The organism is Blastococcus sp. DSM 46786, assembly GCF_900109665.1.
Classification (GTDB): Bacteria; Actinomycetota; Actinomycetes; order Mycobacteriales; family Geodermatophilaceae; genus Blastococcus; species Blastococcus carthaginiensis.
Map to the genome: position 1 here is coordinate 16370 of NZ_FOAO01000001.1, position 23967 is coordinate 40336.

Below are 23967 nucleotides of genomic sequence, written 5' to 3' on the forward strand. Positions count from 1 at the left end.
CCGTCCGGGTGCCGGCTCAGCCGGCGCGGCGCGCGGTGGTGTACCGCGGGCGGCCGGCCAGGTCGTGGTGGTCGTCGACGTCGGCGAATCCGCCGTGGGCGCGGACGACGGCGGGCAGCGACCCGCCCTGCTGGTCGGCGTGCTCGACGCCCAGCCACCCACCGGGTCGCAGCAGCCGCGCCGCGGTGGCCAGCAGCCCGCGCACGACGTCCAGCCCGTCGGGACCACCCCAGAGGGCGAGCGGCGGATCGTGGTCGGCGACCTCGCGCGGCACCCGGGCGCCGTCGGGCACGTAGGGCGGGTTGCTGACCACGAGGTCGACGCTCCCGTCCAGGTCGCGCAGCAGGCCCGGGTCGGTCATGTCACCGGCGAGGACGTCGACCGGGGTGTCCCCCGCTGCCGAGCGCGCACCGGCGTTGTGCCGCGTCCACGCGATCGCGCCGGGGTCGCGCTCCACCGCCGTCACCCGCGCGCCGGGGCGCTCGTGCGCCAGCGAGAGCGCGATCGCCCCGGATCCGGCCCCGAGGTCGACGACGACGGGGGCCGCGACCCCGGACAACCGCTCCAGGGCCCAGCTCACCAGCAGCTCGGTCTCCGGCCGGGGCACGAACACGCCGGGACCGACCGCGAGCTCCAGGTGGCGGAACGGCGCCCGGCCGGTGAGGTGCTGCAGCGGCACCCGGTCGGCGCGCTGGGCCACCAGCTCCTCGAACCGGGCGGCGGCCGCGTCGTCCACGGCGTCCAGCGTGAGCAGCCGGGTGCGCGGGACGCCCAGGACGTGGCCCAGCAGCAGCTCGGCGTCCACCCGCGGGCTCTCGACGCCGGCCTCGGCGAGGCGGGCGACCGCCCCGCTCAGCAGGGGCCGCGCGTTCAGGAGCCGGCCGCCAGCAGCTCGGCGGTGTGCGCGCCGACCAGCGCGTCGATCACGCCGTCGAGGTCGCCGTCGAGCACCTGGTCGAGGTTGTGCGACTTGTAGCCGACGCGGTGGTCGGAGATCCGGTTCTCCGGGAAGTTGTACGTGCGCACCCGCTCGCTGCGATCGACGGTGCGGACCTGGCTGCGGCGCTGGTCGCTCGCCGTGGCGGCGGCCTCCTCGCGCGCGGCGGCCAGCAGGCGGGACCGGAGCACGCGCAACGCGGACTCGCGGTTCTGCAGCTGGCTCTTCTCGTTCTGCGAGCTGACCACGATGCCGCTGGGCAGGTGGGTGATCCGCACGGCCGAGTCGGTGGTGTTCACGCTCTGCCCGCCGGGGCCCGAGGAGCGGAAGACGTCGATGCGCAGGTCGTTCGGGTCGACGCTGACGTCGACCTCCTCGGCCTCGGGCAGCACCAGGACGCCGGCAGCCGACGTGTGGATGCGGCCCTGGCTCTCCGTCGCGGGCACGCGCTGGACCCGGTGCACGCCGCCCTCGAACTTCAGCCGCGACCAGATGCCCTCGTCGGTGCGCGACTTCACCGCGATCGCGACGTCCTTGTAGCCGCCGAGCTCGGCGTCGACGGCGTCCAGGACCTCGGTGGCCCACCCCCGTCGCTCGGCGTACCGCAGGTACATGCGCAGCAGGTCGCCGGCGAACAGCGCCGACTCGGCACCGCCCTCGCCGGCCTTGATCTCGAGGATGACGTCCTTGTCGTCGTCCGGGTCCTTGGGCAGCAGCTGCTCGCGCAGCCGGCCGGTGAGCTCGGCGATCTGCTGCGCGAGCGCCGTCGCCTCGGCCGCGAACGACGGGTCCTCGGCGGCCAGCTCGCGGGCGGCGCTGAGGTCGTCGCGGGCCTGGTCCAGCCCGCGGGCGGTCTCCACCAGCGGCGCCAGCTGGGCGTACCGGCGACCCATCCGGCGGGCGCGGGCCTGGTCGGCGTGCACCGCCGGGTCGGCCAGCTCCTGCTCCAGGCGGGCGTGCTCGGCGAGCAACCCGGCCAGCCGGTCGGGCGCCGACGTCTCGGTGCTGCTCATCGCTGGTGCTGCCTCTCGGGGTGCGGGACGTGCGGGGATCGGGCGCGGGCCGGACATGACGACGGCGCCCGCCCCACCGCAGAGGTGGGACGGGCGCCGTCGGGGGTGCTACTGGGCGTCGGTCGAGGCGCCGGCGCTGCGCTTGCCGAACCGCTTCTCGAAGCGGGCGACGCGGCCGCCGGTGTCGAGGATGCGCTGCTTGCCGGTGTAGAAGGGGTGGCAGGCGGAGCAGGTCTCGACGGTCAGCTGACCGGTCGGGGAGGTGCTGCGGGTCGTGAAGGTGTTGCCGCAGCCGCAGGTCACGGCGGTGACGTTGTAGGCCGGGTGGATGTCGGGCTTCATGGCTGCTGCCTCTTCTACGAAGTCTGGGTCGTTCGGTCGGTCAGAACGCCGGGGGCCGGACGGGTATTTCCGGCCGCGCCAGCGGGGCTCGGCCGACCAGTCTCCCAGATCGGTGAACCCCGCCGGTGGGCGGCCCTGCTCAGTCCTGGCCCGGGCCCAGCGTCGTCTTCTGGATCTGCATGAGGAACTCGACGTTGTTGCGCGTCTTCTTCAGCTTGTCCAGCAGCAGTTCCAGGGCCTGCTGCGGCTCGAGCGCGGCGAGCACCCGGCGCAGCTTGATGACGATGGCCAGCTCGTCGGGCGACATGAGGATCTCCTCCTTGCGGGTGCCCGACGCGTTGACGTCGACGGCCGGGAAGACCCGCTTGTCCGCCAGCCGGCGGTCCAGCTTGATCTCCGCGTTCCCGGTGCCCTTGAACTCCTCGAAGATGACCGTGTCCATCGTCGAGCCGGTCTCGACCAGCGCCGAGGCGATGATCGTGAGCGAGCCGCCGTTCTCGATGTTGCGGGCCGCGCCGAGGAAGCGCTTGGGCGGGTAGAGCGCCGTGGAGTCGACACCACCGGAGAGGATGCGCCCGCTGGCGGGGGCCGCCAGGTTGTAGGCGCGGCCCAGGCGGGTGATCGAGTCCAGCAGGACGACGACGTCGTGACCCATCTCGACCAGGCGCTTGGCCCGCTCGATGGAGAGCTCGGCGACCGTGGTGTGGTCGGCCGGCGGCCGGTCGAAGGTCGAGGCGATGACCTCGCCCTTCACCGAGCGCTGCATGTCGGTGACCTCTTCGGGGCGCTCGTCGACGAGGACGACCATGAGGTGGCACTCGGGGTTGTTCGTCGTGATCGCGTTGGCGATCGACTGCAGCACCATCGTCTTGCCGGCCTTCGGCGGGCTGACGATGAGCGCGCGCTGCCCCTTGCCGATCGGCATGACCAGGTCGATGACCCGGGTGGTCAGCAGGTGCGGCTCGGTCTCCAGCCGCAGGCGGTCCTGCGGGTAGAGCGGGGTCAGCTTGGTGAACTCCGGCCGGTTGCGCGCCTGCTCGGGGTCCAGGCCGTTGACCGTGTCGAGGCGGACGAGCGCGTTGTACTTGTCCTTGCGCTCCCCCTCGCGCGGCTGCCGGACGGCGCCGGTGATGGCGTCACCGCGGCGCAGGCCGTAGCGGCGCACCTGCGACAGCGAGACGTAGACGTCGTTCGGCCCGGTGAGGTAGCCCGAGGTGCGGACGAACGCGTAGTTGTCCAGGACGTCGAGGATGCCGGCGACCGGCAGCAGGACGTCGTCCTCGCTGACCGTGGGCTCGCCCTGCTCGAAGCGGTCGCGGGTGTTCCCGCCGCGCTTGTTGCGGTCGCGGTAGCGGCGGCCACGCCGGCCGCGGCCGCCCTCGAAGTCGTCGTCCTCGTCCTCGGTGGGGCGGTCGTTGCGGCCGCCGTCGGTGCGGTTGTCGCTCCGGTTGTCCGGCCGGCCGCCCCGGTCGTTGCGGCCGTCGGGACCGCGATTGCCGTCGCGGTTGCCGCCGTCACGGTTGCCCCGCTCGGCGCGCTCACCGCCGTCACGGTTGCCCCGCTCGGCGCGCTCACCGCCGTCACGGTTGCCCCGCTCGGCGCGCTCACCGCCGTCACGGTTGCCCCGCTCGGCGCGCTCACCGCCGTCACGGTTGCCGTCCCGCTCGCCGCGGTTGCGGCCGCGGTTCCGCTGCGGGCGCTCGTCGTCGCGCTGCTCGTCCTCGCGCGGCTCGGCCGGGGCGGTGTCCCGCGCGGTGTCCCGCGCGGGGGCCTCGGCCGGGGCGGCATCGGCCGGAGCCGCGGAACCCTCGGCCGGGGCGCCGGGCGCGCCGGCCGGGCGGCTGGCCGACCGGCGGGTGCGCACCGGGGCCTCGCCGGTCACCGGGCCGCCGTTGGCGCCGCCGCTGACGGGCGCCTCGAGGGGCGCGGCCGACACGGCCGCACCGCGCGCGGCCTCCGCGCCACCGGTCGAGCCGCTCTCCGTGGCCGGCGCGGGCGCGCCGCCCTCGGAGCCGGCGCCCACCTGGCGGGCGGAGATGGCCGCGACCAGGTCGCTCTTGCGCATCCGGCCGGTGCCGGGGATGCCCAGCTCGCCGGCGAGACGCTGGAGCTCGGGCAGGAGCATGCCCGACAGCCCGTTGCCGCGGCGGCGGGGACGCCCGGCCGACCCAGAAGCGGCAGTGCCCTCGGCGGAGGCGGCGGCATCGGGCGCGCCGGTCGTGCCGAGGTCGGTGGTTTCGCTCACGTACAGGTCCTTCCCTGCGGTGACCTGCGCGTCTCAGCGCAGGGGGTGCCCGGTCCCCGGCGGACCGGCCCGGAGGGCGGGTGCGCGTCAGGAGACAGGTCGAGAGATGCGAGGCGGATCAGCGGCGAAGAGGTTCGGACATCTGCTTCGGCCCCGCGCGAGGCTCGCCCGAGTGGGCGGCTACGCCGTGAGCCTAGTCGCAGCTCACGGGCAGGACAACACCGGATGATCTCGGCGTGTTCCCCGTTACCGAGACGATACCTGGCGCACCGGGCGGTCGACCCGGGCGCCGGTCGGGTCGATGGGCAGCGGGAGCACGCGCCAGCCGGCCGGCACGAGGGCACCGACCTCCCTGACCCGCACCGCGGCGGCAGGATCGCCGGGCGGGTCGTCCGGATGCCGTCGCGTCAGCACCAGGACGCTCGGACCGGCTCCGGAGACGACGGCGGCGTGGCCGGCGTCGCGCAGCCGGTCGATCAGCGCCAGCGACCCGGGCATCGCCGCGGTCCGCTGCCGCTGGTGCAGCCTGTCCTCGGTGGCCTCCAGGAGGAGCCCGGGCTCACGGGTCAGCGCATGCACGAGGAGGGCGGCGCGACCGGCGTTGAAAGCGGCATCGCCGTGGGGCACCGACTCCGGCAGCAGGGTGCGGGCCACGTGGGTGGGCAGCACGCCCTCCGGGACGAGCACGACGGCGAGCAGCTCGTCGGACACGTCCAGCCGGTCGGCCCGGGCGCCGCCGGCCGTCGACCACGACAGCGTGGCTCCACCGAGGAGGCACGGTGCGACGTTGTCGGGGTGCCCTTCCAGGGCGTCGGCCAGGCGCAGGACCGCATCGCCGTCGATCGCGTCGACGTCCGGGCACAGCGACCACGCGGCGAGCAATCCGGCGACCACCGCGGCCGCGGAGGACCCCATCCCGCGCCCCTGGGGAATCCCGTTGTCCGCCTCGATCCGCAGGCCCGGCGCATTCCACCCCAGCTCTGCACACCCGGCGCGGAAGGCCCGTGCCACCAGGTGCGACTCGTCCCCGGCCAGCGTGCCGGCGCCCTCGCCGCGCACGACGATCTTCGTCGACCCGCGCTCGATCAGCGAGAACTCGAGGACGTCGTGGCACGCCAGCGCGAGCCCGGCGCAGTCGAAGGCGGGTCCGAGGTTGGCGCTCGTGGCGGGGACCCGGACCCGGACGACCCCGGTCACAGGCCGAGCTGGGCCGCGGCCGCGGCGGCGTCGACCGGCACCGTGACGGGGGCCGGCGCCCCGGAGATGGCCCACTCCGGGTCCTTGAGCCCGTTGCCGGTGACGGTGCAGACGATCCGCTGGCCGGGCTCGAGCTCGCCGGCGTCGGCGACCTGCAGCAGGCCGGCGACCGAGGCGGCCGAGGCCGGCTCGACGAAGACGGCCTCGCTGCGGGCCAGCAGCCGATAGGCCGAGAGGATCGCGCGGTCGGTGACGGCGTCGATGCGCCCCCCGGACTCGTCGCGGGCGGCGAGCGCTTTGGTCCAGGACGCGGGGTTCCCGATGCGGATCGCGGTGGCGATCGTGCTCGGGTTCTCCACCACCTGCCCGTTCACGATCGGGGCGGCGCCGGCCGCCTGGAAGCCGAACATCCGCGGCGTCCGCGAGGCGGTGCCGTCGGCGGCGTACTCGCGGTAGCCCTGCCAGTAGGCGGTGATGTTGCCCGCGTTGCCCACCGGCAGGCAGTGGACGTCCGGGGCGTCGCCGAGCACGTCGACGATCTCGAACGAGGCGGTCTTCTGCCCCTCGATGCGGAACTGGTTGACGCTGTTGACCAGGCTGACCGGGTAGTCGATCGCCAGCTTGCTGGCCAGGGCGAGGCAGTCGTCGAAGTTGCCGTCGACCTGCAGCAGCTTGGCCCCGTGCACCAGCGCCTGGGCCAGCTTGCCCATCGCGATCTTGCCCTGCGGCACGAGGACGGCGCAGGTCATGCCGGCGCGGGCGGCGTAGGCGGCCGCGCTCGCGCTGGTGTTGCCGGTGGAGGCGCAGATGACCGCCTGCGCGCCCTCCTCGAGGGCCTTGGTGATGGCCATCGTCATCCCCCGGTCCTTGAAGGAGCCGGTCGGGTTGGCGCCCTCGACCTTGAGGTAGACCTCGCAGCCGGTCCGCCGGGAGAGCTCGCGGGCGGGTACCAGCGGGGTGGCGCCCTCCTGCAGCGTGACCACCGGGGTGGTGTCCGACACCGGCAGGCGGGACCGGTAGGCCTCGATGAGGCCCGGCCAGCCCGGGGACACGACCGACGAGACCGTCATTGCAGACCCTCCACGCGCAGCACGCTGGTGACCCCCCGGACCGCGGCCATCTCCCGCAGTGCGGCAATGGTGGCCGACAGCGCCGCGTCCGGGGCGCTGTGGGTGACGATGACCAGCGTGGCGGCGTCGCCGCGGCCGGTCTGGCGGACGGTGGAGATGCTGACGCCGTGCTGCGCGAACTCCTGGGCGACCGCAGCGAGCACACCCGGCTTGTCGGCGACGTCGAGGCTCACGTGGTACCGCGTCGGCGTCTCGGCCATGGGCCGGACGGCGAGGTCGGCGTAGCCCGAGGGCCCCTGCCCGGCGGCCCCGGCCAGCCGGTTGCGGGCGACCGCCACCAGGTCCCCCAGCACCGCGCTCGCGGTGGGCTCTCCCCCGGCGCCCTGCCCGTAGAACATCAGCTGCCCGGCGGCCTCCGCCTCGACGAAGACGGCGTTGAACGCGCCGCCGACCGACGCCAGCGGGTGGGTGGTCGGGATCATCGCCGGGTGCACCCGCACGGCGACCGAGTCGCCGGGGTGGGTGGGGGAACCGTTCGCCACGCGCTCGCAGATGGCCAGCAGCTTCACCGTGCAGCCGATCTCCGCGGCCCGGGCCACGTCGGTGGCGGTCACCGTCGAGATGCCCTCGCGGTGCACGTCGGCGGCCGAGACCGGCGTGTGGAACGCCAGGGACGCGAGGATCGCGGCCTTGGCGGCGGCGTCGAAGCCGTCGACGTCGGCGGTCGGGTCGGCCTCGGCGTAGCCGAGCTCGGTGGCCTCGGCCAGGGCCTCGCCGAAGCCGGCACCGGTCTCGGCCATCCGCGACAGGATGTAGTTCGTGGTCCCGTTGACGATGCCCACGATGCGGGACAGCTGGTCGCCGACCAGCGACTCGCGGAGCGGGCGCAGGATCGGGATCGCCCCGGCGACGGCCGCCTCGTAGTAGAGGTCGACGCCGGCCTTCGCCGCCGCGGCGTGCAGGGCGACGCCGTCCTCGGCGAGCAGCGCCTTGTTGGCGCTGACCACCGACTTGCCGGCCTCGAAGGCGGCGAGCATCAGCGAGCGCGCCGGCTCGATGCCGCCGATGACCTCGACGACGAGGTCGACGTCCTCCCTTGTGACCAGCGCGTGGGCGTCGGTGGTCAGCAGGTCCGCGGGCACGTCCGGGTGGTGGTCGGGGCGGCGCACGGCGACGCCCGCCACCTCCACGGCGCGGCCGACGCGGGCGCCGAGGTCGTCGGCCTGCTCCTGCAGCGCGCGCAGCACCGCGCTGCCGACGGTGCCGCAGCCGAGCAGCGCCACCTTGAGGGGTCGGTTCACGAGGTCGCTCCCGCGGGGTGTTCGGGCGCCGGCTGGTCGAGGGCCGGCGAGGGGGCGGGGCGGTCGGCGAGGACCGCGTCGAGGGCGAACACGTCCGCCAGCGTCTGACGTCGCACGATCTCCCTGGCAGCGCCGTCCCGGACGGCGACCACCGGGGGCTTGAGCAGGTAGTTGTAGTTGTTCGCCATCGACCAGCAGTAGGCCCCGGTGGCGGCGACGGCGATCAGGTCGCCGGGCTGGACGTCCGAGGGCAGCCAGAGGTCGCGGACCAGGATGTCGCCGCTCTCGCAGTGCTTCCCGACGACCCGGCACAGGGCGGGCGGGGCCTCGGAGACACGGTTGGCCAGCACGCAGGTGTAGGCGGCGTCGTAGAGGGCGGTGCGGATGTTGTCGCTCATCCCGCCGTCGACCGACACGTAGTTGCGCACCTGCGGCGCGCCCGGGGAACCGCTCGCGCCCAGCCGCACCGGCTTGATCGTGCCGATCTCGTACAGCGTGACCGTGCCCGGCCCGGCGATGGCGCGGCCGGGCTCGACCGCGAGCCGCGGCACCGGCAGGCCCAGCTGGGCGCACTCGGCGGCGACGACGGCCCGCAGCCGCGTCGCGACGTCCGCCGGGCTCACCGGGTCGTCCTCGGGCAGGTAGGCGATGCCGAAGCCGCCGCCGAGGTTGAGCTCGGGCAGGACCTCACCGGTGGCCTGGTGCACCTGCCCGAGGAGCCCGACCACCCGGTGCGCCGCGGCCTCGAAGCCGGCGGTGTCGAAGATCTGCGAGCCGATGTGGCTGTGCAGGCCGGCCAGCCGGAGCGCGGGTTCGCGGATGACCCGCACCGCGGCGGTGAGCGCGTCGCCGGTGGCCAGGGAGAAGCCGAACTTCTGGTCCTCGTGCGCCGTGGCGATGAACTCGTGGGTGTGCGCCTCGATGCCGACGGTCGCACGGATGAGCACCGGCACCGGCGCCCCGCCGTCGGCGACCCGCTTCTCGGCCATCGGGACCAGCCGCTCGATCTCGTCGAAGGAGTCGAGGACGACGTGGCCGATGCCCGAGTCGACGGCCAGCTGCAGCTCGACCAGCGACTTGTTGTTGCCGTGCAGCGCGATCCGCTCCGCGGGGAACCCGGCCGCCAGGGCCAGCGCCAGCTCGTTGCCGCTGCAGGCGTCCAGGTGCAGGCCGTCGTCGGCGATCCACCGGGCGACCTGGCCGCAGAGGAACGCCTTGGACGCGTAGTGCACGTCGGCGTCGTCGAAGGCCGCGGCGAACTCCGCGGCGCGGCCGCGGAAGTCCTCCTCGTCCAGCACGAAGAGCGGGGTGCCGTGCGCGCGGGCCAGGTCGGTGACCGCCCGGCCGCCGAGGTGCAGCTCGCCGTCGACGCGGGTGGCCGAGCGCGGCCAGACGTGCGGGTCCAGCGCACCGAGCTTTTCGGGCGGGGCGCCGGCGGCCGTGGGCGGGGTGATGTTGCCGTGCAGCGGCCCCGCGGGGTGCGCCCTCACATCCGCTCCGGCGCGGTCACGCCGAGGACGCCGAGCCCGTTGCGGAGCACCACCGCGGTCGCGGCGCAGAGCCAGAGCCGGGCGGTGGTGAGCGGCGTGGTCTCCTCGTCGCCGCGGGGCAGCACCCGGCAGGCGTCGTAGAAGCGGTGGTAGGTGCCGGCGAGCTCCTCCAGGTAGCGCGCCACCCGGTGCGGGGCGCGCAGCTCGGCGGCCGAGGTGAGCACCCGCGGGAACTCCCCGAGCGCGCGGAGCAGGTCGTTCTCCCGCTCGTGCACCAGCGCGGTGACGTCGACGTCGCCCGCCTCGCCGAGCGCGATCCCGAGGTCGGCGGCGTTGCGCAGCACCGACGAGATGCGGGCGTGCGCGTACTGCACGTAGAAGACCGGGTTGTCGTTGGTCTTCCTGGTCCACAGGTCGATGTCGATGTCGATCTGCTGGTCGACCGAGGCCCGGGCCAGGGCGTACCGGGCGGCGTCGGCGCCGATGGCGTCGACCAGGTCCTCCAGGTTGACCACGGTGCCGGCGCGCTTGCTCATCCGCACCGGCTCGCCGTCGCGGAGCAGGTTGACGAGCTGGCCGAGCAGGATCTGGAGGTGGGCGGCGGGGTCGTCACCGGCCGCGGCCACCAGCGCCTTGTACCGGCCGACGTAGCCCGAGTGGTCGGCGCCCAGCATGATCACGACCTTGTCGAAACCGCGCTCGCGCTTGTCCAGGTAGTAGGCGCAGTCGGCCGCGAAGTAGGTGGGCTCGCCGTCGGCCTTGACCAGCACCCGGTCCTTGTCGTCGCCGAAGGTCGTGGTGCGCAGCCACACCGCGCCCTCGGAGTCGTAGACGTGCCCCTGCTCGCGGAGCCGGGCCACGGCCTTCTCCAGGGCACCGGCCCGGTGCAGCGACGTCTCGGAGAACCAGACGTCGAAGTGGACGCCGAACGCCTCCATCGTGCTGCGGATCTCGGCGACCATGAGCTCCACGCCCCGGGCGCGGAAGACCGGCAGCTGGTCGGCCTCGGACCGGTCCAGCAGGCCGGGCTCGGCGGCCACGACCTGGGTGGCGATGTCGCCGATGTAGCTGCCCGCGTAGCCGTCCTCGGGCACCTCGCGGCCGTGCGCCGCCGCGAGCAGGCTCCGGGCGAACCGGTCGATCTGGGCCCCGGCGTCGTTCAGGTAGTACTCGCGGGTGACGTCCGCCCCGCTGGCCTGGAGCAGGCGGGCGATCGCGTCGCCGACGGCGGCCCAGCGCGTGCCGCCGATGTGCACCGGTCCCGTCGGGTTGGCCGAGACGAACTCCAGGTTGAGCTTCTGCCCGGCCAGGTTCCGGGTGCGCCCGTAGGCCTCCCCCGCCGTCACCGCGTCGACGGCGATCGTGCCGAGCGCGCCCTGGGCGAGGGTGATGTTGAGGAAGCCGGGGCCGGCGATGTCGACGGCTGCGACGCCCGGGTGCGCGCGCAGCTCCTCGGCGAGCAGTGCGGCCACCTCGCGCGGGGGGCGGCCCGCCGGCTTGGCCAGGCGCAGGGCGACGTTGGTGGCGTAGTCGCCGTGCTCGGGGTTCTTCGGCCGCTCGACGACGACCTCGGCGGGTACGTCGACGGGCAGCGCGCCTCGTCCGACGACCGCGGCCACGGCGGTGCGGACGACGTCCTGGAGCTGCTCCGGTGTCACCCGGCGAGCGTACTGATGGCACCGGCGGCGCCCCGCCGCCCCCGCCCGGCTCCCAGCTGACGTACAGGCGGCCGACCTAGACTCGCGCCCGGTGAGCCGGGGTCCGCCCGGTCCCCACCGCATCGGCGCGGACGCGCCCCGTGAACGAGGAGAGGCCTTGGCCAAGGACCGCACGCCCGACAAGAGCCGAGCCACCGGTGGTGGGGCCACCCGGTCCGGCGGGCGCGCAGGGGGCCGCACCCGGCCGCCGACGCAGGTCGTGGCGCAGCAGCGGCCCTGGGGGCTGATCGCCGCCGCGATCGCCGTCGTCGTCTTCGCCGCGGCCGTCATCTACTACGCCGTCGCTCAGGTCCAGGAGGCCGACGCCCTGCGGGTGGACTCGATCGACGAGATCGCCGGCGCCGCGACCTACGAGCTCGAGGGTGCCGGCGAGCACGTCCAGACCCCCGTCGACTACGAGCAGTCGCCGCCGGTCGGCGGCGAGCACGATCCCGTCTGGGCCGACTGCACCGGCACCGTCTACGACGTGGACATCCGGCACGAGAACGCGGTGCACAGCCTCGAGCACGGCGCCGTGTGGATCACCTACGACCCCGAGCAGGTCTCCGACGCCGGCGTCGAGACGCTCGCCGGGCTGGTCGAGGGCGTCTCCGGCCGCATGCTCTCGCCGTACGAAGGCCAGGACTCCCCGATCAGCGTGCAGTCGTGGGGCGAGCAGCTGAAGGTGGACAGCGCCGACGACGAGCGGATCAAGCAGTTCGCCGACCTCATGACCTACAAGGCCGGCGAGTTCCCGGAGCCCGGCGCCACCTGCGAGCGGCCGGACTTCCTCGCCGACCCGGCCCTGGAGAGCGACGACGCCGGCGCTCCCACCGCCCCCTGACCGGTACCGACGGCGCCCCGGAGGTGACCACGTGACCGAACCCACCAGCACCACGCGCAGCCCGCTGCGCATCGCCCTGCTCGCCGTCATCGGCGTCGGTCTGCTCCTCCTCGGCGGCGGGCTCGCCGTCGCACTCGGCGTCGGCCGGGACGCCGACCCCGCGGCCGACTCGGTCGACGCCGGGTTCGCCCGGGACATGTCCATCCACCATCTGCAGGGCGTGGAGATGGCCAACCTCGTCGCCGAACGCAGCGAGGACCCCGAGGTCGAGTCGCTGGCGTTCGACATCTCCGAGACCCAGCTGAACCAGGCCGGCCGGATGCAGGGCTGGCTCGCGCTCTGGAATGTGCCGCTCACCGGCGGCGAGACCATGGCGTGGATGCCCGAGGGCGCGGGCCATGGCGGGCACGACATGGCCATGGGCACCGGCGCGCCCATGCCCGGCATGGCCACCGAGGAGGAGCTGGCCGAGTTGCGCAGCCTGTCCGGCCGCGCCTTCGACGTCGAGTTCCTGCAACTGATGATCCGGCACCACCAGGGTGGTTTCGACATGGCCACCTACGCTGCGGAGCACGCGGAGGAGCGGGCCGTGCGCGACCTCGCCGAGTCCATCGTGGAGTCGCAGGGCGCGGAGACCGGGACGATGACCGACATGCTCGCCGCCCGGGGGGCCACCCCCCTCCCGGAGCCGTGACCCGCGGCCCGGGAGCCGCGTCCCGGACCGCCGTGGTGGGCTGGTAACTTCTTCCCTGCCCCACCACCGAGCCCCCGTAGCTCAGGGGATAGAGCACCGCCCTCCGGAGGCGGGTGCGCAGGTTCGAATCCTGCCGGGGGCACAGAGCGGACATGCAGCCTCCGCGGCACAGGCTGACGGGCGAGGCGCCGGAGCCCGGAACGGCCCGCCCGAGCGGCGCCGGAGCCCGGAACGGCCCGCCCGAGCGGCGCCGGTGCCGATCACGTCGATCGGACGTCGGCCACCGATCCGGTCGGTGAGGGACGACGGGCTCGGGCTCGCACTGGTCTTCCCACCGGCAGGCGGGCGACGGCGCCGGCGATCACGCTCCCGTCGGCACGTGGACGCGGACCCCGGGCAGCACGTGGTTTCCGTGCTCGTCCAGGCCGTAGCGACGCCCCTGCTCGGGTGTCGCGGCGATGGCACGGAGGGCATCCCCGAGCGCCACGACCTCCTCGATCGAGGTGGCCCGGTTGGCACTGGCGCGCACGGCGCCGGGCAACTGGCGGCGCCCGGCGCGGGCGTCCTGGTGGAAGCGGTCCACCTCTTCCTCGGTCAGACCCAGCAGCCGGGCCATGTAGGGATGGGCGCAGAAGCAGCCACTGCGCACGCCGATCCCGTACTCGGCCGACAGCCGGGCAGCCAGCAGCTCGTGCGGGACGCCGTCGAGGTTGAAGGCCGCCACCGGCAGCCGGTCCCCGGAGGCGGGTCCGTAGCGACGGAGCCCCGGGACGCTGCTCAGCTCGGCGTCCAGCGCATCGACCAGGGCCTGCTCGTGGGTCAGCAGCCCGGCCCAGTCGCTCCGCAGCTCCTCGGCGGCCGTGGCCAGTGCGACGGCACCCAGGACGTTCGGCGACCCGGCCTCGTCGCGGTCGGGCCCATCGGCCCAGACGACGTCGTCGAACGAGACGGCCTTCACCGCGCCGCCACCGACGAGCATCGGCTCACCGCGGTCGAGGACCGTCCGGGGGGCGATGAGCGCCCCGGCACCGAACGGTGCGTACATCTTGTGGCCGGAGAAGGCGAGGGCGTCCACTCCGAGAGCCGCCATGTCGATGGGCCGGTGCGGCGCCAGCTGGGCAGCGTCGACGACGACGAAGACACCCCTCTCCCGTGCCGCGGCCGTGATCGCAGCCAGGTCCGGCAACCAGCCGGTGACGTTCGAGGCCCCGGTGACGGCCAGGACGCGGGCCGCGGGCTGCCGGTCGAGTCCGGCGACGACCTGCTCCGTGGAGAAGGTCCCACCGGCGTCGACGTCGACGACCCGCAACCGCGCGTGGCGGCGCCACGGCAGCAGGTTGGCGTGGTGCTCGGCGGCCGTGGTCACGACCACGTCGTCCGGCGCCAGGTGCAACCGGAAGGCCAGCGCGTTCAGCGCCTCGGTGGTGTTCCGCGTGAACACCGCGCCGTGCGAGCGCCGGTCGGCCCCGACGAAGTCCAGCACCGTCTCCCGCGCCTCCTCGTAGCGGGCGCTGGTGCACCGGGACTTCGCCCCCGCCCCGCGGTGCACGCTGGAGTACCAGGGCAGGAGGTCCTGCACGGCCTGCACCACCCGGACGGATGCCGAGCTGGTCGCGGCGGCGTCCAGATCGACGTAGCGGGACAGCCCCCCACCGACCGTCGGGACCCGGACGTCGTCGCCGACGAGCCGGCTCAGGGCCGTATCACGCACCGGTTGCATGGTTGTCCCATCGGCCGCCGGCCGCATTTCTCAAGCGGGCGTGCACCGCTGCCCGGTGCACTGACCCGTCCGGGGGATCTACGGGCAGCAGGCTCAAGGGCCGGTACCGGTTGTCGAGGGACTGAGCATGAGCGGAACGCGGATCGAGGTCGGCAACGGCCGTCGCCGGCGACGGGGACTGCGGCTGACATCACGGGTCTTCTAGGACCTGGCGGTCTGGATGGTCGGTCTCGGCATCGCGGTCGGGCTGGTCTTCCCACCGTTCGCGACCGGGTTGGGCGTGCCGGCCCAGTACGCCGAGCGCCCGGTGTTCAAGGCGGCGTGCCTCGGCGCCGGCTTCCTCGTCGGCGCCCTCAGCTACGCGCTGTGCCGGTGCCTCGTCGGCGGCCGGCTGGCCGTGCTCAGCAGCCACCTGCGGTCGGTGGCCCAGGGGATCTCGCAGGCCAGCCGCACCGGCGACTGGACGCAGTCGACCTCCCAGCGCATCCGCGTGGACTCCGACGACCAGCTCGGGGAGACCGCCCAGGCATTCAACAGCCTGCTCGACGCACTCGAGGCGGGGGAGCACTTCCGCGCACTCGTGCGCAACGCCTCCGACGTCATCACCGTCGTCGACCCCTCCGGCACGGTCACCTACCAGACGCCGTCGGTCGGCTGGGTGCTCGGCTACCCGCCCGGGACGCTCATCGGCACCGACATCCACGATCTCGTGCACCCCGAGGACGCCCGCACCTTCCGCGACCAGCTCGCCTCGGTCGTGCGGGGCGCGCCCCCGACGTCCAGCCCCGCCGTCCGGATGCGGCACCGCAACGGCTCCTGGCGGTGGACCGAGACCGTCGTCAACGACCTCCGGGACGATCCCGCCGTCACCGGCATCGTGCTCACCACCCGGGATGTCAGCGACCGCAGGGAACTCGAGGAGCAGCTGCGGACCCAGGCGTTCTACGACCCGCTGACCGGCCTGCCGAACCGGGCTCTGTTCATGGAGCGCCTGCGCGCCGCCGAGGAGCTCGAACACGACACCGGGACCCCGGCTGCCGTCCTGTTCCTGGACCTCGACAACCTCAAGGCGGTCAACGACACCCTCGGCCACGACGGCGGCGACGCGCTGCTCGAGGTGGTGGCCCAGCGTATCGGCGCCTGCCTGCGCCCGGGCGACACGCTCGCCCGCCTGGCCGGCGACGAGTTCGCCGTCCTGCTCGGCGGCCCGCAGAGCGGTGAGATGGCTCCGCGCGTGGCCGAGCGCATCCTCGCCGCGCTGCGCGAGCCGGTGCTCGTCGTCGACCGCATGGTCCGGGCCGGCCTCAGCATCGGCCTGGCCACGACCACCACCGCCGGCGTCAGCGGCATCGGGCTGCTCCGTGCGGCAGACATCGCGATGTACGTGGCCAAGACCAGCGGCAAGGGTCGTTGCGAGGTGTTCCAGCCCAGCCACCACGCCGACCACCTCGACCGCGAGCGCCTGCAGGCAGACCTGTACCAGGCGCTGGAGCGGCAGGAGCTGGTGCTGCACTACCAGCCGATCGTCGACCTGACCCCCCGCCGGGTCACCGGCTACGAGGCGCTGGTGCGCTGGGAGCACCCGACGCGCGGGATGGTGCCGCCGGTGCAGTTCATCACCCTCGCCGAGGACAGCGGCCTCATCGTCCCGATCGGCCGCTGGATCCTCCGGGAGGCCACGCGTCAGGCCGCGGCCTGGCAGCAGTCCGACGGCCGGGGACCGCGGATGAGCGTCAACGTCTCGGTGCGCCAGTTCCAGCACCCCGACCTGGTCGACGACGTCACGGAGGCGCTGCGCGCCTCCGGCCTCGCGCCGGACCGGCTCACCCTGGAGATCACCGAGTCGCTGTTCGCCGAGGACACGGCCGGCACGACGCAGAAGCTCGAGGCGCTCAAGGCTCTCGGGATCCGGCTCGCCCTCGACGACTTCGGCACGGGCTACTCGTCGCTGAGCTACCTGCGACGTTTCCCCATCGACGTCCTGAAGATCGACAAGTCCTTCGTCCACGGCATCGCGACCTGCTCCGAGGACCGGGCCGTCATCGGTGCGATCGTCGCACTCGGGCAGATCCTGGACCTCGTCCTCGTGGCCGAGGGCATCGAGACGGCCGACGAGCTCGCCGCCCTGGAGCAGCTCGGCGTGCAGTACGGGCAGGGCTACCACCTGGGACGGCCCGCTCCTCCGCAGCACGCCTCGCCCGGCGCAGAGCGCCGCCGGTCGGGCAGCCCCGGAGCCGCGCTTCGCTCCGCACCGGCTCCCCGGGCAGCCACCGCAGCTCCACCAGGTGGGGTCGACCCGGTCCGGGGAGCCACGACACGCGGCCATGCCTAGCCCGCGGACCGAGGCCCCGACGGCCCGGATCGGCTGACGGGGCCGGGCGCGCGTTCCGGCAGCGCCGCGGTGGTGGGACCTCGGGCCGCCGCCCGGCCGTGCGGGGTCCGGGCGTGCGACGTGGCGCGAGTTCTGGCACGTTGCCTTCGACGGCCCGTCGCGCCCCGGTGCTCGCGGGCCGGCGGACCACGACGCAGGAGGTCAGATGAGTTCGACAGCGGGTGCCGCCGCGCAGGAGGAGCGCCGGCGCGGCTCGTTCAGCTCCCGGCGCATCTTCATCCTGGCGGCGATCGGCTCGGCGGTGGGGCTGGGCAACATCTGGCGGTTCCCGTACGTCGCCTACGAGAACGGCGGCGGCGCCTTCGTGGTGCCCTACCTGGTCGCGCTGCTCACCGCCGGCATCCCCTTCCTGCTGCTCGACTACGCGATCGGCCACCGCCACCGCGGTTCCGCCCCCCTCTCCTTCGCCCGGCTGCGCCGCGGTACCGAGGGGCTCGGCTGGTGGCAGGTGGCGATCTGCTTCCTCATCGCCGTCTACTACGCCGCGGTGCTGGCCTGGGCGCTGAGCTACACCTTCTTCTCGCTCGACCAGGCCTGGGGCGCCGATCCGGAGGGCTTCTTCTTCGGGGAGTACCTGCAGGCCGGCGACGTCGCGGTCACCGCCGACGTGGTGCCCGGGGTGCTCGTGCCCCTCGCGGTCGTGTGGCTGGCCGTCCTGGTGGTCCTGGCGCTCGGCGTCCAGCGCGGGATCGGTGCCGTCTCCCTGGTCTTCATCCCGGTGCTGGTACTCGCCTTCGCCGTCCTCGTGGTGCAGGCGCTGCTGCTGCCGGGAGCGGGTGCCGGCCTCGACGCCCTGTTCACGCCCGACTGGGCGGCGCTCGCCGAGCCCGCGGTCTGGGCCGCCGCGTTCGGGCAGATTTTCTTCTCGCTGTCGATCGGCTTCGGCATCATGATCACCTACGCCTCGTACGTCGGCCGTCGCGAGGACATGACCGGCTCCGGCCTCGTCGTCGGTTTCTCGAACTCCAGCTTCGAGCTGCTGGCCGGCATCGGCGTGTTCGCCGCCCTCGGTTTCATGGCCCAGGCCGGCGGGGTTGCGGTCGGCGAGGTCGCCCGCGACGGGATCGCGCTGGCCTTCATCGCCTTCCCCACCATCATCAACGAGGCCCCGGCCGGCGCCCTCATCGGCGTCCTCTTCTTCGGGTCCCTGGTCATCGCCGGCATCACGTCGCTGATCAGCGTGATCGAGGTCGTGATCTCCGCCGTCCGCGACAAGCTCGACACCAGCCGCCTCACCGCCACCCTCGCGGTCGTGGTGCCCAGCGCGGTGCTGAGCCTGGTGCTCTTCAGCACGACGAGCGGGATCTACGTGCTCGACGTCGTCGACCACTTCGTCAACCAGTACGGCATCCTCGTCGTGGCGCTGCTGAGCATGCTGGTCGTCGCCTGGGTGCTGCGGGCCCTGCCCCGGCTCGGCGACCACCTGAACGTCCACGGCCGGCCCCGGGTCGGCACCGGCTGGCGGGTGCTCACCAGCATCGTGGCCCCGGCGGGCCTGGCCATCGTGCTCGTCCTCGCGGTGCGCGACGACCTCGCCGCGCCCTACGAGGGCTACCCCACCTGGCTCCTGCTGGGCTTCGGCTGGCTGCTTGTCCTGGCGCTGCCGCTGGTCGGCTTCCTGCTCGCCCGGCTGCCGTGGCGCGCCGGGACCCACCTGGACGGGCCGCCACCCGGCTCCGATCCGGGAACACCCCTGGACGGGGCACCCGTGGCGGACGCGGCCGGCCGCGACCGCTCGGTGACCGGGCACGACGAAGGAGGCCGCCGGTGAGCGCCAGCGCGATCGTCATGATGCTGGTGGCCATGCTGATCATCTGGGGCGGCCTCGCCCTGGCCGTCACCAGCCTGGTGCGCCACGGCGCCGTCGAGGACCGCGCCGAGAACGTGCGCCGGGACCCCTGACCCGGCGCACGACGTCGACCGACCCCGCAGGGGGCGACCGCCCCGCGTGACCGCCACGCCGGAGGCGGCTTCCCCGGACGTGGCGGTCCTCGTACCGTCCCGGGTGTGCACTGGCTCACCCTCGAGGTGTTCGACGGCGGCACCGCCGCCGCGGGGTGGCTGCGGGCCTGGCACGACCGGCTCGTCGAGACGGCGGTGACCGCCGGCGTCCGGTTCTGGGACGAGCACGAGCACCGCTGGGGCGTCGTCTGCGAGTTCGTCTTCGACGAGGAGAGCCGCCGGGACGGCTTCCGCGACTCCCCCGCCGTCCGCGCCGCGCTCGACGCCGCCCCCGACCCGGTGAACGGTGTCCTGGTCTACCCGCACCGCGGCGGCGGCAGCGGCAGCCGCCAGCCGCGGCGGCCACGCCCGCTCCGCGGTGGCGGCACCGCGGCGCTCCCGCCACCGGACGCCGAGGCCGGACCGGTGCGGCCGGACCCCGCTCGCACCGGGTGCACCGCCATCGGCGGGCCGCTCAGCTGGTGAGCATCCCGCCCTCGACCGGGATCGTCGTGCCGGTGACGTACCCGCCGGCATCGCTGACCAGGAAGACCAGCGCGGCGGCCAGCTCCTCGGGCTCGCCCTTGCGCCCCACCAGCACCCGGGCCAGCTGCGACTCCAGGTAGCCCTCGGGGTACTGGTCGGTCATCTCCGAGGTGAAGAAGCCCGGCGCCAGGGCGTTCACGCGGATTCCCTTGCGGCCGGTCCACTGCTGGGCGAGGTCGCGGGTCAGCCCGATCAGCCCCGCCTTGCTCGCGGCGTAGGCGGCCTGCGGCAGGCCGGCCGTGGTCAGCCCGAGCACGCTGGAGATGTTCACGATGGAGCTGCCCGGCTGCATGACCCGGCCGCAGGCCTGCGCCATCCAGTAGCAGCCGTTGAGGTTGACGTCGATGACCTGCCGGAACTGCTCGGGGGTCTCCCGGGTCGCGGGCGCCGCGGTGCCCACCCCGGCGTTGTTCACCAGGACGTCGACCTTGCCGAACTCGGCCATGGCCGCGTCGACGAGCGCCTGGCAGTCCTCCGGCCGGGAGACGTCGGTGGCCACGCTGATCGCCCGCCGCCCGGCCGCCTCGACCGCGCGCTGGGTCTCGGCGAGCCGGTCGGCCCGGCGGGCGCCCAGCACGACGTCGCAGCCGGCCTCGGCGAGGGTGCGCGCGAACACCGCCCCCAGCCCGGAGGAGGCCCCGGTGACGATGGCGACGCGGTCGTCGAGGCGGAACAGGTCGAGGATCGAGCGGTCGGGCATGAGCGGGGGTCTCCTCGTGGTCGGCGGGCTGTCGGGCCACCGTATCGGCCCTGTGCGGTAGATCACCGGTCGAGCCGGGTAGGGACCCGCCGACCAGGAACCGAGCACCCCGGGGGGCGACCCATGACCGACCTCGCGCAGCAGCCGTCCGGGGCCGCGCGGCGGGTGGCCGGGGTGGACCGGTGAGCGCCCCGCTGTGGCGGCAGGCGTTCGACGCGGCGGAACGAGCCGTGGCGCCGCGCGCGGAGAGCCTGGTCCGCACGGAGCACTTCGCCCTCGGCGCCGCGCTGGTGCGGCGGGCGCAGACCCTCGCGAGCCGTTCGGCGCAGGGCCTCAGCGCCCGCGCCTGGCACCTCCTGAACCTGCCCGCGGGGAGCGACATCAGCCGGCTGCGCGCGCAGATCGGCTCGCTCGACCGCGAGGTGCGGCGGCTGACCATCCAGCTGGAGCAGGAGCGGCGCCGCAGCGCCACGTCGCGCCCCGGCGCTCCGCGACAGACGACCCCGACCACGGAGGACAGCGATGCCGACGGTGCCCAGCCCGCAGACGGTGCTCGACCGCGTCCGGCGCGACGTCGAGCGCAACACCCTCCGCGCCCGTAACGGCATCAAGCTCGTCGCCGGCGTCGACCGGCCCGGCGTCGGGCGGACCCCCAAGGACATCGTCTGGCAGCGGGGCCGCACCCAGCTCTGGCACTACCGCAACGACCCTGACACGTACGGCGGTGTCCGCTACGGGCCCCCGCTCCTGATCGTGTTCAGCCTGGTGAGCCGGAGCTACATCCTCGACCTGACGCCCGGCAACAGCTTCGTGGAGCAGCTGCTGGAGGCCGGTTTCGACGTCTACATGCTCGACTGGGGCGAGCCCGACGAGCGGGACGCGGGCAACGGGCTGGAGGACTACGCCGACGACTACATCCCGGCCGCCATCGACCGCGTCCTCGAGCTCTCCGGCGCCGACGAGGTGAACCTCTTCGGCTACTGCTTCGGCGGCAACCTCGCGCTCCTCTACGCCGCCCACCACCCCGACGCGCCGCTGCGCAGCCTGACGGTGCTCGCGGCGCCGGTCGACTTCCGCCACATGGGCCCGCTCGCCGACATCTTCGCCGTCGGCGGGATGGATGTGAGGTCCGTCCTCGACGCGGACGGCAACGTCCCACCCTCGGTCGTCGTGCAGGGCTTCCGGGCGCTGACGCCGACCGCGGAGGTGACCCGCTACGTCACCCTCTGGGAGCGGCTCTGGAACGACGAGTACGTCGCGTCGTACCAGGCGATGACCGGGTGGTCGGACGACCACGTGCCCTTCCCCGGCGCGGCGGCCCGGCAGACGGCGGAGATGCTCGTGCGGGAGAACGGCATGGTGAACGACCGGCTCAGCGTGGGCGGGGACCCGGTGCACCTCGCCGACATCCAGGTGCCGTTCCTCACCGTGCGCGCCAACCGCGACCACATCGTGCCGCCGGACGCCACCGCGCCGCTGATCGACCTCGTCGGCTCCCCCGACAAGCACGAGCTCCGCCTCGACGCCGGTCACATGGGGCTGGTCGTCGGGCGCACCGCCGCGAGGACGACGGTGCCCACGATCATCGACTTCGTCCGCCGGCGCAGCGACCCGCTCGACGCCGCCGAGAAACCGCAGGAGGCCTGACGTGACCGTGGTGGAACTCGGACCCGAGCGCTGCGACGCACTGCTGCGGTTCTTCGGCGACCTGCCCGAGGGCGACCTGACCTTCATCAAGGAGGAGGTCACCGACCCCGAGACCGTCCGCGCGTGGGCCACCGGCGAGTCCGCGGGGGGCCGGTGGGTGGCCGTGGACGGCGACGAGGTGACCGGCTACGTCGCCGTCCGGCCGCTCCCGGGCTGGTCGGACCACGTCGGCGAGGTCCGCCTGGTGGTCTCCCCCTCCCGCCGCGGCAGCGGGCTCGGCCGGGAGCTGGCCCGGCAGGCGCTGGTGGGTGCGGTCTCCTCGGGGCTGGCGAAGCTCGTCGTCGAGGTGGTCGCCGAGCAGGGGCCGGCGCTCGCGCTCTTCGGCGACCTCGGCTTCACCGGCGAGGCGCTGCTGAAGGACCACATCCGCGACCGCAGCGGCGAGCTGCGCGACCTCATGGTGCTGGCGCACCACGTCTCGGACACGTGGGCGGGCATGGACACCGTCGGCATCGCCGACGAGCTGGGTGCGCCGGCCGGCTGACCCGCTCAGCGCTCGGTGACCCACCCGCCGTCGACCTCGAGCCGCCGGTCGGTGGCGACGGCGGTGAGCATCCGCCGGTCGTGCGTCACCAGCAGCAGCGTGCCCGAGTAGCCGGCCAGCGCCTGCTCCAGCTGCTCGATGGCCGGCAGGTCCAGGTGGTTGGTCGGCTCGTCGAGCACCAGCACGTTGACGCCCCGGGCCTGCAGCAGCGCCAGCGCGGCGCGGGTGCGCTCCCCCGGCGAGAGCGTGACCGCCGGGCGCAGCACGTGGTCGGCGGTGAGGCCGAACTTGGCCAGCAGGGTGCGCACCTCCGCCGTCGGCCAGTCGGGCACCTCGGCACCGAAGGCGTCGAGCAGCTGCTCGGTGCCGAGGAAGCGGCCGCGGGCCTGGTCGATCTCGCCGACCCGGACCGAGGGGCCGAGCGACGCGGCGCCCTCGTCCAGCGGCACCCGGCCGAGCAGGGCGGCCAGGAGCGTCGACTTCCCCGAGCCGTTGGCGCCGGTGATGGCGACGCGGTCGCCCCAGTCGACCTGCAGGTCCACCGGGCCGAGGGTGAACCCGCCCCGGCGCACGACCGCGCCCCGCAGCGTCGCCACGACCGCCCCGGCACGCGGCGCGGTGGCGATCTCCATGCGGAGCTCCCACTCCTTGCGGGGCTCCTCCACGACGTCGAGCCGCTCGATCATCCGCTGCGTCTGCTTGGCCTTGGCCGCCTGCTTCTCCGAGGACGCGCGGTTGGCCGCCTTGATGTGCTTGTCGCCGTCCTTGGACTTCTTGATCGAGTCGCGGACACCCTTGGCCATCCAGTTCCGCTGCATCCGCGCCCGGGCCTCGAGCCCCGCCTTGGTGCCGGCGAACTCCTCGTACTCCTCGCGCGCGTGCCGGCGGGCCACCTCGCGCTCCACCAGGTAGGCCTCGTAGCCGCCGTCGTGCACCCTCACCAGCTGCTGGGCGAGGTCCAGCTCCACGATCCGGTTGGCCGTGCGGGCGAGGAACTCGCGGTCGTGGCTGACCACGACGACGCCGGCCCGGGCGCCGGTGACGAACCGCTCCAGCTGGTCCAGCCCGGCGAGGTCCAGGTCGTTGGTCGGCTCGTCGAGCAGCAGGACGTCGTAGCGGGACAGCAGCAGGGAAGCCAGCCCGACCCGCGCTGCCTGGCCACCGGAGAGCCCGGTCATCAGCGCGTCGAGCGCCATACCCGGGGCGACCTCCGCGACGACCTCCGCGGCGCGTTCGTCGAGGTCCGCACCACCGAGGGCCAGCCAGCGCTCCAGTGCGTCGCCGTACGCGTCGTCGGCCCCCTGGTCCCCCGCCGCGAGCGCCTCGGTGGCGGCGTCCAGCACCACCTGTGCCGCGGCGACCCCGGTGCGCCGCCCGAGCGCCGCCAGGACCGTCTCCCCCGGGCGGCGCTCGTGCTCCTGCGGCAGGTAGCCGAGGGTGGCCGTCGGCGGGCTCAGCACGATGCTCCCGGCCTCGGCCGGGAGCTCCCCGGCCAGCGTCCGCAGGAGGGTCGACTTGCCCGCGCCGTTCACCCCGACCAGGCCGACGACGTCGCCCGGGGCGACGACGAGATCGAGGTCGGAGAACAGCACGCGGGCGCCGTGACCGGCCGCCAGTCCGCGGGCGACGAGGGTGGCGCTCACCCCT

21 protein-coding genes and 1 tRNA gene are annotated in these 23967 nt (G+C 74.2%); 10 read left to right on the forward strand and 12 right to left on the reverse strand.

What is annotated here, in order from left to right:
• Positions 1 to 16: 16 nt before the first annotated feature.
• The 9 genes from prmC to argS all read right to left on the reverse strand — a co-directional run bounded on the left by prmC (position 17) and on the right by argS (position 11253).
• Complete coding sequence (gene prmC, locus BMW62_RS00100) at positions 17 to 874, reverse strand: peptide chain release factor N(5)-glutamine methyltransferase (RefSeq protein ID WP_091929132.1); 858 nt, start codon at positions 872 to 874, stop codon at positions 17 to 19.
• Entirely contained in the window at positions 871 to 1950 is a 1080-nt protein-coding gene (prfA, locus tag BMW62_RS00105) for a peptide chain release factor 1 (protein ID WP_091928816.1), read from the reverse strand. Before prfA ends, prmC begins: the two co-directional genes overlap by 4 nt.
• A gap of 108 nt (positions 1951 to 2058) precedes the next feature.
• Entirely contained in the window at positions 2059 to 2292 is a 234-nt protein-coding gene (gene rpmE, locus BMW62_RS00110; RefSeq protein WP_091928817.1) for a 50S ribosomal protein L31, read from the reverse strand.
• A 139-nt stretch (positions 2293 to 2431) separates the two neighbouring features.
• Complete coding sequence (rho, locus tag BMW62_RS00115) at positions 2432 to 4417, reverse strand: transcription termination factor Rho (RefSeq protein WP_348271441.1); 1986 nt, start codon at positions 4415 to 4417, stop codon at positions 2432 to 2434.
• A 366-nt stretch (positions 4418 to 4783) separates the two neighbouring features.
• Positions 4784 to 5734, reverse strand: a complete 951-nt coding sequence (thrB, locus tag BMW62_RS00120) for a homoserine kinase (RefSeq protein ID WP_091928819.1) — start codon at positions 5732 to 5734, stop codon at positions 4784 to 4786.
• Positions 5731 to 6804: a threonine synthase gene (gene thrC, locus BMW62_RS00125; RefSeq protein WP_211434910.1), complete on the reverse strand. Its 1074-nt coding sequence runs from the start codon at positions 6802 to 6804 to the stop codon at positions 5731 to 5733. Before thrC ends, thrB begins: the two co-directional genes overlap by 4 nt.
• Positions 6801 to 8105: a homoserine dehydrogenase gene (locus BMW62_RS00130; protein ID WP_091928820.1), complete on the reverse strand. Its 1305-nt coding sequence runs from the start codon at positions 8103 to 8105 to the stop codon at positions 6801 to 6803. Before BMW62_RS00130 ends, thrC begins: the two co-directional genes overlap by 4 nt.
• The gene (gene lysA, locus BMW62_RS00135) at positions 8102 to 9595 is read right to left on the reverse strand and encodes a diaminopimelate decarboxylase (protein ID WP_091928821.1); all 1494 of its coding nucleotides are present in this window, start codon (positions 9593 to 9595) and stop codon (positions 8102 to 8104) included. The genes BMW62_RS00130 and lysA overlap by 4 nt, the downstream gene beginning before the upstream one ends.
• Positions 9592 to 11253, reverse strand: coding sequence for an arginine--tRNA ligase (gene argS / locus BMW62_RS00140; protein ID WP_091928822.1), 1662 nt, complete (start codon positions 11251 to 11253; stop codon positions 9592 to 9594). The genes lysA and argS overlap by 4 nt, the downstream gene beginning before the upstream one ends.
• Positions 11254 to 11410: 157 nt before the next feature.
• Between argS and BMW62_RS00145 the strand changes: the two genes are divergently transcribed.
• The 3 genes from BMW62_RS00145 (at position 11411) to BMW62_RS00155 (ending at position 12972) form a co-directional block, all read left to right on the forward strand.
• Positions 11411 to 12136: a DUF3105 domain-containing protein gene (locus BMW62_RS00145; RefSeq protein WP_091928823.1), complete on the forward strand. Its 726-nt coding sequence runs from the start codon at positions 11411 to 11413 to the stop codon at positions 12134 to 12136.
• A 31-nt stretch (positions 12137 to 12167) separates the two neighbouring features.
• Complete coding sequence (locus BMW62_RS00150; protein ID WP_091928824.1) at positions 12168 to 12830, forward strand: DUF305 domain-containing protein; 663 nt, start codon at positions 12168 to 12170, stop codon at positions 12828 to 12830.
• Positions 12831 to 12900: 70 nt separating this feature from the next.
• Positions 12901 to 12972, forward strand: a tRNA-Arg gene (locus BMW62_RS00155).
• A gap of 219 nt (positions 12973 to 13191) precedes the next feature.
• Here BMW62_RS00155 and BMW62_RS00160 read toward each other — a convergent pair.
• Positions 13192 to 14541, reverse strand: coding sequence for an aminotransferase class V-fold PLP-dependent enzyme (locus BMW62_RS00160; protein WP_170852151.1), 1350 nt, complete (start codon positions 14539 to 14541; stop codon positions 13192 to 13194).
• 229 nt (positions 14542 to 14770) lie between these two features.
• Between BMW62_RS00160 and BMW62_RS00165 the strand changes: the two genes are divergently transcribed.
• From BMW62_RS00165 to BMW62_RS00175, 4 genes are all read left to right on the forward strand, one after another.
• On the forward strand, positions 14771 to 16882 hold the full coding sequence (locus BMW62_RS00165) for a putative bifunctional diguanylate cyclase/phosphodiesterase (RefSeq protein ID WP_091928826.1): 2112 nt from the start codon (positions 14771 to 14773) through the stop codon (positions 16880 to 16882).
• A 205-nt stretch (positions 16883 to 17087) separates the two neighbouring features.
• Entirely contained in the window at positions 17088 to 18713 is a 1626-nt protein-coding gene (locus BMW62_RS00170) for a sodium-dependent transporter (protein WP_091928827.1), read from the forward strand.
• Entirely contained in the window at positions 18710 to 18844 is a 135-nt protein-coding gene (locus BMW62_RS22010) for a methionine/alanine import family NSS transporter small subunit (protein WP_139206147.1), read from the forward strand. The genes BMW62_RS00170 and BMW62_RS22010 overlap by 4 nt, the downstream gene beginning before the upstream one ends.
• A gap of 105 nt (positions 18845 to 18949) precedes the next feature.
• The gene (locus BMW62_RS00175; RefSeq protein ID WP_211434911.1) at positions 18950 to 19369 is read left to right on the forward strand and encodes a hypothetical protein; all 420 of its coding nucleotides are present in this window, start codon (positions 18950 to 18952) and stop codon (positions 19367 to 19369) included.
• Here the strand turns inward: BMW62_RS00175 and BMW62_RS00180 are convergent.
• Positions 19359 to 20129 (reverse strand): SDR family NAD(P)-dependent oxidoreductase, encoded by a 771-nt coding sequence (locus tag BMW62_RS00180; protein WP_091928828.1) that lies wholly within the window; start codon positions 20127 to 20129, stop codon positions 19359 to 19361. The genes BMW62_RS00175 and BMW62_RS00180 overlap by 11 nt on opposite strands.
• A 182-nt stretch (positions 20130 to 20311) precedes the next feature.
• On the opposite strand from BMW62_RS00180, the gene BMW62_RS00185 reads away from it, so the two are divergent.
• Genes BMW62_RS00185 through BMW62_RS00195 form a run of 3 tightly spaced genes read left to right on the forward strand, consistent with a single transcriptional unit; the run spans position 20312 to position 22320 of the window.
• Positions 20312 to 20731, forward strand: a complete 420-nt coding sequence (locus BMW62_RS00185) for a hypothetical protein (RefSeq protein WP_091928829.1) — start codon at positions 20312 to 20314, stop codon at positions 20729 to 20731.
• A complete protein-coding gene (locus BMW62_RS00190; protein WP_091928830.1) occupies positions 20652 to 21776 on the forward strand; it encodes an alpha/beta fold hydrolase in 1125 nt (374 codons plus the stop codon). Before BMW62_RS00185 ends, BMW62_RS00190 begins: the two co-directional genes overlap by 80 nt.
• Position 21777: 1 nt before the next feature.
• Positions 21778 to 22320, forward strand: a complete 543-nt coding sequence (locus BMW62_RS00195; RefSeq protein ID WP_091928831.1) for a GNAT family N-acetyltransferase — start codon at positions 21778 to 21780, stop codon at positions 22318 to 22320.
• 5 nt (positions 22321 to 22325) lie between these two features.
• On the opposite strand, the gene BMW62_RS00200 is transcribed toward BMW62_RS00195, so the two are convergent.
• Entirely contained in the window at positions 22326 to 23963 is a 1638-nt protein-coding gene (locus BMW62_RS00200) for an ABC-F family ATP-binding cassette domain-containing protein (protein WP_091928832.1), read from the reverse strand.
• Positions 23964 to 23967 lie beyond the last annotated feature (4 nt).

What these genes read in the sequence shown, in the direction of transcription:
- prfA (WP_091928816.1), bottom strand. Translation starts at nt 1,950, where the DNA reads ATGAGCAGCACCGAGACGTCGGCGCCCGACCGGCTGGCCGGGTTGCTC.
- rpmE (WP_091928817.1), bottom strand. Translation starts at nt 2,292, where the DNA reads ATGAAGCCCGACATCCACCCGGCCTACAACGTCACCGCCGTGACCTGC.
- rho (WP_348271441.1), bottom strand. Translation starts at nt 4,417, where the DNA reads ATGCTCCTGCCCGAGCTCCAGCGTCTCGCCGGCGAGCTGGGCATCCCC.
- thrC (WP_211434910.1), bottom strand. Translation starts at nt 6,804, where the DNA reads ATGACGGTCTCGTCGGTCGTGTCCCCGGGCTGGCCGGGCCTCATCGAG.
- BMW62_RS00165 (WP_091928826.1), top strand. Translation starts at nt 14,771, where the DNA reads ATGGTCGGTCTCGGCATCGCGGTCGGGCTGGTCTTCCCACCGTTCGCG.
- BMW62_RS00170 (WP_091928827.1), top strand. Translation starts at nt 17,088, where the DNA reads ATGAGTTCGACAGCGGGTGCCGCCGCGCAGGAGGAGCGCCGGCGCGGC.
- BMW62_RS00180 (WP_091928828.1), bottom strand. Translation starts at nt 20,129, where the DNA reads ATGCCCGACCGCTCGATCCTCGACCTGTTCCGCCTCGACGACCGCGTC.
- BMW62_RS00190 (WP_091928830.1), top strand. Translation starts at nt 20,652, where the DNA reads ATGCCGACGGTGCCCAGCCCGCAGACGGTGCTCGACCGCGTCCGGCGC.